Here is an 11,241-nt window from a genome sequence, read left to right as displayed (position 1 = left end):
ATTGAAGAAGATAGTGACGATTTAGATGGATTAAATTATCTTGCTGGTAAAACAATTGATGAAGTTAATACAAAAGCGTTTGAAGGTACATTATTAGCACATACTGATGGTGGCGTACCTAATATCGTTGTTAACATTCCACAATTAGATGAAGAAACATTTGGCTATGTCGTGTACTTCTTCGAACTTGCATGTGCTATGAGTGGTTATCAATTAGGCGTAAATCCATTCAATCAACCTGGTGTAGAAGCGTATAAACAAAATATGTTTGCTTTACTTGGTAAACCAGGATTTGAAGATATGAAAAAAGATCTTGAAGCAAGATTATAAGTCATCAATTACAAAGAAAAATAATCATTTTAAATGATTTAAATATAATTGAAATAATACCGATGGAACATAATGTGTTTCATCGGTATTTATATTGATATAGAGAATCATCTACGCCTAAAGATGTATTTATTGAATTTAAAAAGATAGTTGTTTCAAAAAGCTATAATTACAACTATAATAAATATAGTAATGTTTACCGAAGAAAGGATTTGGGATTTTGTCGTTTGAACAGTTAGAAGAATGGTTTGATTTATTTCGGCAATTTGGATATATTCCAGGCTTTGTGCTCATTTATTTTCGTGCAATTATTCCAATATTACCGCTAACGTTATATGTCATATTAATTATGCATACATATGGTGCTATAGTAGGTATTATCATATGTTGGCTAGGTATCGTTTCCGGTACTTTTACTATGTTTTTAATTTTTAAACGATTAGTCAACACAAAAAAGATGAAGCAATTTAAAACTAAACGATCTGTACAACGATTAATTAGTTTTATTGATAGACAAGGTTTAATACCATTATTTATATTATTATGCTTTCCATTTACACCAAATACATTGATTAATGTAGTGGCAAGCCTTTCACATATTAAAACAAAGTATTATTTTATTGTATTAACTTTATCTAAATTGATTTCTATCACTGTATTAGGGATAATGGGACGAGAAGTAACGACTATTTTCACTAATCCGATAAGAGCAATTGTGACTATACTTTTTTTCATCATACTTTGGTTTATTAGTAAAAGGGTAGAAAAGCATTTTATGGGCTCTACTAAGGAGTGAAAAAGTGAAAACTGTTATTAAATATTTGATTTCCTTAATATTTGCGATTATTATTGTACTGTTCATTCAAACATTCGTTATTAGAGGAGCCGTCGTTTCCGAAGACAATATGTCACCTACAATAATTAAAGGTGATAGATTAATTGTTAATAAAATTAAAGTTACATTTAATTTATTAGATACTGGTGATATTATCATGTATAAAAATGATGGGCATACTCATTTTGGTAGGATTATAGGTAAACCAGGTCAATCTATTGAAATAAGGAATAATAAAATTTATCGTGACGATAGAGAAATTAAAGATAAATTTGCGGAAAATAGACAATTAAACAACTTTTCATTAAGAGATATGAAATATTCTGATGGCGATATCATTTCACTTAAACATTATTTTGTGTTAAATGATAATGATCATAATCAATCAGACTCAAGACGCTATGGTTTAATTGATAAACAGAATATTATTGGAGATATAAGTATTAAATATTATCCGTTTGAAGCATTTACGACAGATTTTAAATGAATATAAGAGGTGTCTAATTTGAAAAAAGAAATTATGGAGTGGGTTATTGCCATAGCGGTGGCTTTAGCATTAGTATTTTTAATAGGAAAATTTGTTGGTCAACCGTGTACAATTAAAGGTGATTCAATGGATCCAACATTAAAAGATGGTGAACGCGTAGTTGTTAATATTATGGGCTATAAAATAGGTGATGTGAAAAAAGGTAACGTCATCGTTTTCCATGCTAACAAGAAAGATGATTACGTAAAACGTGTGATTGGTGTACCTGGTGATAAAGTACAATATAAAAAAGACCAATTATACATTAACGGTAAGAAACAAGATGAACCTTATTTAAATTATAATGAGAAACGTAAGCAAATTGAATATATTACTGGTACTTTCCAAGTGAAAGACTTAGCTAATGCAAATCCTAAATCTAACGTGATACCTAAAGGTAAGTACTTAGTATTAGGTGACAATCGTGAAGTAAGTAAAGACAGTCGTTCATTCGGCTTAATCGATAAGGATCAAATTGTTGGTAAAGTATCATTTAGATTCTGGCCATTAAATGAATTTAAATTTAACTTTAATCCAGATAATACTAAAAATTAATACGATTTAAAGTGGTAGATGTTGTAATGATGTCTACCGCTTTTTTCATTTTACGCTACTTTGCCAGGGGAGTGGGGCCCCAAACATAGAGAATTTCAAAAAGAAATTCTACAAGCAATGCAAGTTGGGGTTACGACGAAATCTCAATATTAATTTAAATTAAAGGTTCACCCTAGCTAAAGCTAGTGCGCAAGAAACACTAACATTTTATAAAAATGTAGTGTTTCTATGTGTTAAAATGTTGTCAAAGGAGTGAGGGTTATAATGGAATTAAATGCATATATTGGGAGAGCTGGTACTGGTAAATCCACAGCAATGGTTGATGAAATTAAAGATAAAATGAAACGTGACCCACTTGGGGATCCAATTATTTTAATCGCTCCAACACAAAGTACATTTCAATTTGAACAAGCATTTGTTAATGACAATTCACTGAATGGTAGTTTAAGAACAGAAGTACTTCATTTTGAAAGATTAAGTCATAGAGTATTCCAAGAAGTTGGGGGCTTCAAGGAACAACGTTTATCTAAGGCTGCGACAGAAATGATGATTTATCATCTAGTACAACAATTTCAAGATGATATGAAATTATATCGTTCGCAAGCTAAATATTTTGGATTTAGTGAAAAGTTAGCAGAACAAATTCAAGATTTTAAAAAGTATTCTGTTTTGCCAGAGCAAATTGATGAATTTTTAAATACGCATCATGTTCAAACGAGAACAAAGCATAAATTAGAAGATATATCTTTAATATATAAGCAATTTGAATCGAGAATGCATGGACAATTTATTACAGTAGAGGATTCATTGCGTCAATTTATTACACAAATGGATCAATCTGAGTGGTTGAAACGATCAGAAATATACATAGATGGCTTCCACAACTTTTCAACTTTAGAATATGAAATGATACAAGCATTAGTAAAGAATGCTAAAAAAGTAACGGTATTACTCACTACTGACGGGAATAAAGATGCTTTTAGTTTATTTAGAAAGCCCTCAGAAGTACTCACGCATCTCGAAGATATAGCACAAGACTTGCATATCCAATTAAATAAAAACTTCTTTACAGATATTTATCGATTTGAAAATAATGACTTAAAATCATTAGAGTCACAATTCGATGCATTACAAATCATACCTCAAAAATCAGAAGGATTTATAGATATTTTTGAATCATCAAGTATGAGAGAAGAAATAAATGAAATAGCACGTCAAATACTTAAAGACACACGTGATAATCAATTACGTTTTCAAGATATTGCAATCCTTTATAGAGATGCATCTTATGCGGATTTATTTGAATCAATTTTACCGTTATATCAAATTCCATTTAACATCGATACAAAGCGTTCAATGACACATCATCCTATTATGGAAATGATTCGTTCATTAATCGAAGTCATCCAATCTAATTGGCATATCAATGCCATGATGCGTTTATTGAAAACCAATGTACTCACAGATCAATTTAAAAATAGTACCCATCTTATAGATTTATTGGAAAACTTTGCGATAGAACGCGGAATATATGGAAAAAGATGGTTAGATGATGAGTTATTTAACATAGAAAACTTTAGAAAAATGGGGCGCAAAGAACATCAACTGACTCAAGAAGAAAGAGACACATTTGAACAAGTAGTCAAATTAAAAACAGATGTCATCGATAAAATTTTACATTTTGAACAAGCCATGAATGAAGGAAAAACAGTACGAGATTTTGCGACGGCATTTTATGAGAGTATGGAATATTTTGAATTACCGAATCATTTGATGACTGAGAGAGATATGCTAGATAATGATGGTTATCATGAACAAGCTGAAGAAATTGATCAAATTTGGAACGGATTAATACAGATTTTAGATGACTTGGTGACAGTCTTTGAAAATGAAAATATGTCATTATCTCGTTTCTTAGAAGTGTTTGATATAGGATTAGAACAATTAGAATTTGTTATGATTCCACAAACACTAGATCAAGTAAGTATTGGTACCATGGATTTAGCAAAAGTAGATAATAAAAAGCATATCTATCTTGTAGGTATGAATGATGGTTCAATGCCACAACCCATTTCTTCTTCTAGTTTAATTAGTGACGATGAAAAGAAAATATTTGAAGAAAATGCTCAAATCGAATTAAGTCCTACGGCAGATATTTTACAAATGGATGAAGCATTTGTATGTTATATCGCTATGACTAGAGCAACTTCTAAAGTGACATTTTCATATAGTTTAATGGGGGCATCAGGTGATGAAAAAGAAATGAGTCCATTTCTCGCTCAAATTAAAGATATTTATCAAGACTTGGATGCAGTTAATATCCATCAGATGCATCAAGCGTACCCAATGTCTTTAATTGAAAATGTGCATCAAACTAAAATTAATTTGTTTGAAGCGCTGAGAGCGTGGTTAGACGAAGAAATTGTAGCAGAGACATGGATAGATGCGTACCAAGTTATGCGAGATGACGAGCGTTTAAATAAAGACCTAGATTATTTAATGACTTCATTAACTTACGATAATGAAACTACACAACTTAATGAAACACTGGCGCAAGATTTATATGGTAAAACCATCAATGCAAGTGTATCGAGATTTGAAGGGTATCAACAGTGTCCATTTAAACACTACGCTTCACATGGCTTACGATTAAATGAACGCACAAAATATGAACTACAGAATTTTGATTTAGGTGATATCTTCCATTCTGTATTGAAATACATTTCGGATCGTATCAATGGCGATTTTAAACATTTAGATCAAAAGAAAATCAAGGCATTAACTACTGAAGCATTAGAAACTATTCTACCTAAAGTACAATTTAATTTACTAAATTCGTCTGCTTATTATCGATATTTATCACGAAGAATAGGTGCCATTGTAGAGACGACACTTAATGCACTAAAATATCAAGGCGATTATACAAAATTCAAACCACAACAATTTGAAACAGGTTTCCGTAAAAAGCCTAAATCTGATGATGAGTTAATTGCACAATCATTAACAACTAAACAAGGTGTACCCATTAATATCAGAGGTCAAATTGATCGTATTGATACGTATACTAAAGATAATCAAAGCTATGTTAATATTATCGATTATAAATCGTCAGAAAGCAGTGCCACACTTGATTTAACCAAAGTGTATTATGGCTTACAAATGCAGATGATGACGTATATGGACATTGTGCTACAAAATCAAGATAGATTAGGATTAACAGATATAGTTAAGCCAGGAGGATTACTATATTTCCATGTTCATGAGCCAAGATTAAAATTGAAAAACTGGTCGGAAATTGATCAAGAGAAAATAGAAAAAGATTATATTAAATCATTTAAAATGAGTGGATTAGTTAATAGTGACGAAGATGTTTTAGATGCATTAGATATCCGTTTAGAACCTAAATTCAAATCTGATATTGTGCCAGTAGGGTTAACGGCTAAAGGTGCTATTAGTAAATCTGGTAGTCAAGTTGCTGATGAAAAAACAATTTATAAATTTATAGAACATAATAAAAATAACTTTATTGATACAGCAACACATATTATGGATGGTCACACAGAAGTATCACCACTTAAATATAAACAAACATTGCCGTGCCAATTTTGTAGTTATCAATCAGTATGTCATGTGGATGGTATGATTGATAGTAAACGATATCGCACAGTTGATGAATCGATTAATCCAATAGAAGCAATACAACAAATGGAAGAAAATGGAGGTGAAAATGAATGATACCTACAAAACCTAAAGATGTTATTTGGACAGATGCACAATGGCGTAGTATTTATGCGAAAGGTCAAGATACTTTAGTAGCGGCTGCTGCAGGATCCGGGAAAACGGCTGTCCTTGTAGAAAGAATTATTCAACGAATTTTAAGGGATGAAATTGATGTTGACCGCTTATTAGTTGTAACATTTACGAATTTAAGTGCTAGAGAGATGAAACATCGTGTGAATCAACGTATACAACAGGCTTCCATAGAAGATCCAAATAACGAACATTTAAAAAATCAACGTATCAAAATACATCAAGCACAGATATCCACTTTGCATAGTTTTTGTTTAAAATTAATTCAACAACATTATGATGTATTGGATATCGATCCGAATTTTAGAACGAGTAGTGAAGCGGAGAATATTCTACTTTTAGAACAAACGATTGATGAAGTATTAGAACAACATTATGATAAGTTAAATCCTGATTTTATTGATTTAACAGAGCAATTATCAAATGATCGTAGTGATACACAATTTAGAAATATGATTAAACAGTTATATTTCTTTAGTATTGCTAACCCTGATCCATTCGAATGGTTAAATCAACTATCTGCACCATACCACGATGAAACACAACAAGATGATTTATTAAAATTATTAAACGATTTAGCAATGATCTTTATTAATGCTGGTTATGAATCGCTTGAAAAAAGTTATGAATTATTTTCAATGATGGAAGGTGTTGAGAAACAATTAGAAGTTATTGAAAAAGAACGTCGATTTATGCGTGATTTATATAATAATGATCAACTACAGGTGGATGTACTTGTTAATCACCAATTTGTAAGTCGATTTCCTAGTATTAGCGCTAAAATTAAAGAAGAAAATGCGATGATGCTCGACGCTTTAGAAGACGCGAAAGCCTCATATGATAAATATAAAGACATGATTAATAAAGTGAAAAATGATTATTTTTCAAGAACTCCAGAAGAATTAAAACGTGATATGCAATTACTTGCGCCACGTGTGAACTATCTTTCAGAAATTGTGAAAGATGTTATCCATGATTTTAGTAAGCATAAGAGAAGTCGAAATGTATTAGATTTTGCTGATTACGAACATTTTGCACTTCAAATTTTAACCAATGAAGATGGCACACCGTCTGCCATTGCTGAAATGTATCGTCAACATTTTTCTGAAATATTAGTAGATGAGTACCAAGACACAAACCGAGTACAAGAGAAAATTTTATCTTGTATTAAAACGGGTGATGAATCGAATGGTAATTTATTTATGGTTGGTGATGTAAAACAATCCATTTATAAATTTAGACAAGCAGATCCTAGCTTATTTATTGAAAAATATAATCGATTTAATGTTGATGGATATGAGGCAGGAATGCGTATTGATTTATCACAGAATTTCCGTTCTCGTAAAGAAGTGTTATCTACTACTAATTATTTATTTAAGCATATGATGGATGAAGCGGTAGGAGAAATCACTTATGATGACGCAGCTCAATTATATTATGGTGCACCTTTTGATGAAGTTAATCATAATGTAGAATTACGTACATTAGTTGAAGCTAGCTCGGAAAATAGTAAATTAACGGGTACTGAGCAAGAAGCTAATTATATCGTTGAACAAGTAAAAGATATTTTAGAACATCGAAAAGTCTATGATATGAAAACAAATACGTATCGACCAGCAACGTATAAAGATATCGTTATTCTAGAACGAAGTTATGGCCAAGCACGTAATTTACAGCAAGCATTTAAAGATAATGATATCCCATTCCATGTCAATAGTAGGGAAGGATATTTTGAACAAACAGAAGTACGTTTAATATTATCGTTTCTTCGTACAGTTGATAATCCATTACAAGATATTTATTTAGTCGGGTTAATGCGTTCAGTGATTTATCAATTTACAGAAGATGAATTAGCTAATATTCGCGTATTTAGTCCGAATTATGATTATTTTTATCAATCGATTCAACAATATATAAAAAATGATATGGCTAATAAAAAATTAGTAACTAAGTTAAAACGATTTTTAGCTGATATTCAACATTATCAAGACTATAGTCAGCGCTATCCTGTTTATCAATTAATTGATAAATTCTATAATGACCATTATGTGATTCAATATTTTAGTGGTCTTATCGGTGGTAGAGGTCGTCGAGCAAATCTTTATGGTTTATTTAATAAAGCGATTGAATTTGAGAATTCAAGTTTCCGAGGTTTATATCAATTCATTAGATTTATTGACGAGTTGATTGATAGAGGTAAGGATTTCGGTGAAGAAAATATTGTTGGTCCAAATGATAATGTGGTTAGAATGATGACCATTCATAGTAGTAAGGGCTTGGAATTTCCATTTGTCATTTATTCAGGACTATCTAAAAGATTTAATAAAAATGATCTGAGTAGACAAGTTGTATTGAATCAAAAATATGGTTTAGGTATGGATTATTTCGATGTTAATGAAGATATCGCGTATCCTTCATTATCTTCAGTGGCTTATAAGGCAATTAATGAGAAGGAAATGATCTCTGAGGAAATGCGTTTAATTTATGTTGCATTAACTCGTGCCAAAGAGCAATTGATTCTGATAGGTAGGGTGAAAGATGAAAAAGAATTAGGTAAATTAGAAAGATTGCCAATTTCGGGAAACCATCTTGCAGTTAACGAACGTTTAACTGCACCAACGCCATTTACTATGATTTATAGTATTTTAGCTAAATATCAATCTTCAAGTATTACAAATGATCAAAAATTTGAATCAAACATAGAACAATTAGATAGCAATGTTAAACCAAGAGTGAATCTATATGTAGACAACTTCGAAGATATATCAACAGAGACTCTAGTATCAGAAAGTGAACTAAGAACTGTAGAAGATATTGAAAATGATCAAAGCGGTAATGATGACATCAAAGCTAAAATTAAGGAAAAACTAATATTTGAATATCCATACCAAAAGGATATTGAAAAACCATCTAAACAATCTGTATCTGAATTGAAGCGTCAATTGGAAACAGAGGAAAGTGGTACAAATTATGATCGAGTGCGTCAATACCGTATTGGTGTGTCAACATACGAAAGACCAAAGTTTTTAAGTCAACAAGGTAAACGTAAGGCTAATGAAGTGGGGACATTAATGCACACAGTAATGCAGCATTTGCCGTTTAAAATGAGTAGATTGACTGAAACAGAGTTAGATGAATATATCGATCGTCTAATAGAAACTAATATTATTGAATCTGACGCTAAAGAGGATATTAGATTTAAAGAAATTATGTCATTCATTCAGAGTGATTTATACATGAATATTGCCAATGCAGATCAAGTTTACCGAGAGTTACCATTTGTAGTGAATCAATCGAAAGTTGATCAGATAGAGTTGGAAGATGAGGGTGTATCGATTATTCAAGGTATGATTGACTTGATTTACGTGAGTGAAGGTCAATATTACTTTGTAGACTATAAGACAGATGCATTCAATCGACGAAAAGGGCTAACAGATGAGGAAATCGGACAGCAATTGAAAGATAAATATCAAATTCAGATGAAATATTATCGCAATACATTAGAAACGATTCTTCAAACAAAAGTTAAAGGTTATCTATACTTCTTTAAGTTTGGCATGTTAGAAATAGATGATCATGAATGATTTCTAGCCATCCTAATAAAGTATGATAACCAATCTGTAGAAACTTTCTTAATTTTCTTACTTATATATTTGTTATTTCATGCTTATTATAGTTATAATATGTATTAAGATATAGATGAGGAGTTGATTATGAATGAAATTTTTATCATTCAAGCATAATGACAGAACTTCATACGGTGTTAAAGTTAAACGTGAAGATGCTGTTTGGGATTTAACATTAGTATTTGCTGATTTTGCGGAAAGTGATTTTCATCCAAAAACATTATTAGCAGGTTTACAACAAAACCAAACGTTAGATTTCCAAGAACAAGTACGTAAAGCAGTTGTTGCTGCAGAAGATAGTGGTAAAGCTGAAGATTATAAAATTTCATTTAATGATATTGAGTTTTTACCACCAGTTACCCCACCGAATAACGTTATTGCATTCGGTCGTAACTATGAAGACCATGCAAGTGAATTGAACCATGAAGTACAACGTTTATACGTATTTACTAAAGCTGCGTCATCATTAACAGGTGATAGTGCTACAATTCCAAATCATAAAGATATTACAGATCAATTAGACTATGAAGGGGAATTAGGTATTGTCATTGGTAAATCTGGTGAGAAAATTCCTAAAGCGCTAGCATTAGACTATGTTTATGGTTATACAATTATTAATGATATTACAGACCGTAACGCCCAAAATAATCATGACCAAGCATTTTTATCTAAAAGTTTAACTGGCGGTTGCCCAATGGGACCATATATCGTTACGAAGGATGAACTTCCTACTCCTGAAAATGTTAACATTGTAACAAAAGTTAATAATGAAATTCGTCAAGATGGTAATTCTGGTGAAATGATCTTAAAAATTGACGAATTAATCGAAGAAATTTCTAAATATGTTGCTTTACATCCTGGTGATATTATTGCGACTGGTACGCCAGCTGGTGTGGGTGCAGGTATGCAACCACCACAATTCTTACAACCAGGTGACGAAGTAAAAGTAACAATTGATAATATTGGTACTTTAACAACTTATATTTCAAAATAATTGATGAAATTGTATTATTTTAAATAACAAGGTAGCTATCTTGAAGTAATTAAACTTCAATGATAGCTACCACTTTTATGTTATGATAATTAAAGTAAATATATTAGTGGGGGGGACATTGTCTTGTTACATGTTCATATTTTAAGTTGGGTATTAGCAATTATTTTATTTATTGCTACATACTTAAACATTTCAAAAGTACAAGGAGCATCACCATATTTTAAACCTTTACAAATGTTGCTAAGATTATTTATGGTATTAGCGCTTATTTCTGGATTCTGGGAATTAATTAAAGAATTCGCAGCAGCAAGCCATGGTGAAGGTGGCAATCATATGCTACTTACATTGAAAATGCTTTGTGGCTTGGGTGTATTAGCATTGATGGAAGTTTCGATTGCTAAGAGAAAGAAACATGAAAATAGTGATAAATTATTCTGGATGACAATTGCATTAATTATCGTAACAATTGCAATCGGTATCATTCTTCCTTGGGGACCAATTAGTAAGATGTTCGGTTTAGGATAATAAGGTATAAACCATGTTTATGTAAGAAAATAAAGCAAGT

7 protein-coding genes and 1 pseudogene are annotated in these 11,241 nt (G+C 31.2%); all 8 read left to right on the top strand.

Annotation, left to right across the window (positions count from 1 at the left end; genetic code table 11):
* A pseudogene (locus tag ACZ267_RS05775) lies at positions 1–330 on the top strand (glucose-6-phosphate isomerase); the annotation flags it as partial.
* Positions 331–550: 220 nt separating this feature from the next.
* Positions 551–1,126, top strand: coding sequence for a TVP38/TMEM64 family protein (locus ACZ267_RS05770; RefSeq protein ID WP_015365226.1), 576 nt, complete (start codon positions 551–553; stop codon positions 1,124–1,126).
* Positions 1,127–1,130: 4 nt separating this feature from the next.
* A complete protein-coding gene (gene lepB, locus ACZ267_RS05765; protein ID WP_079449052.1) occupies positions 1,131–1,652 on the top strand; it encodes a signal peptidase I in 522 nt (173 codons plus the stop codon).
* Positions 1,653–1,670: 18 nt separating this feature from the next.
* Entirely contained in the window at positions 1,671–2,246 is a 576-nt protein-coding gene (lepB, locus tag ACZ267_RS05760) for a signal peptidase I (RefSeq protein ID WP_079449053.1), read from the top strand.
* Between the two features lie 264 nt (positions 2,247–2,510).
* On the top strand, positions 2,511–5,981 hold the full coding sequence (addB, locus tag ACZ267_RS05755; RefSeq protein WP_019235846.1) for a helicase-exonuclease AddAB subunit AddB: 3,471 nt from the start codon (positions 2,511–2,513) through the stop codon (positions 5,979–5,981).
* Positions 5,978–9,640, top strand: coding sequence for a helicase-exonuclease AddAB subunit AddA (gene addA, locus ACZ267_RS05750; protein ID WP_047210697.1), 3,663 nt, complete (start codon positions 5,978–5,980; stop codon positions 9,638–9,640). The genes addB and addA overlap by 4 nt, the downstream gene beginning before the upstream one ends.
* Before the next feature lie 133 nt (positions 9,641–9,773).
* Positions 9,774–10,676 carry a fumarylacetoacetate hydrolase family protein gene (locus ACZ267_RS05745; protein ID WP_002450792.1) on the top strand — a complete coding sequence of 301 codons (903 nt, stop codon included), beginning with the start codon at positions 9,774–9,776 and terminating at the stop codon, positions 10,674–10,676.
* A gap of 123 nt (positions 10,677–10,799) precedes the next feature.
* Positions 10,800–11,201: a YisL family protein gene (locus ACZ267_RS05740; RefSeq protein ID WP_002467064.1), complete on the top strand. Its 402-nt coding sequence runs from the start codon at positions 10,800–10,802 to the stop codon at positions 11,199–11,201.
* Positions 11,202–11,241: the final 40 nt, after the last annotated feature.

Source organism: Staphylococcus sp. AC872 (assembly GCF_979255425.1).
This window is presented reverse-complemented; position numbering and strand designations above follow the sequence as displayed.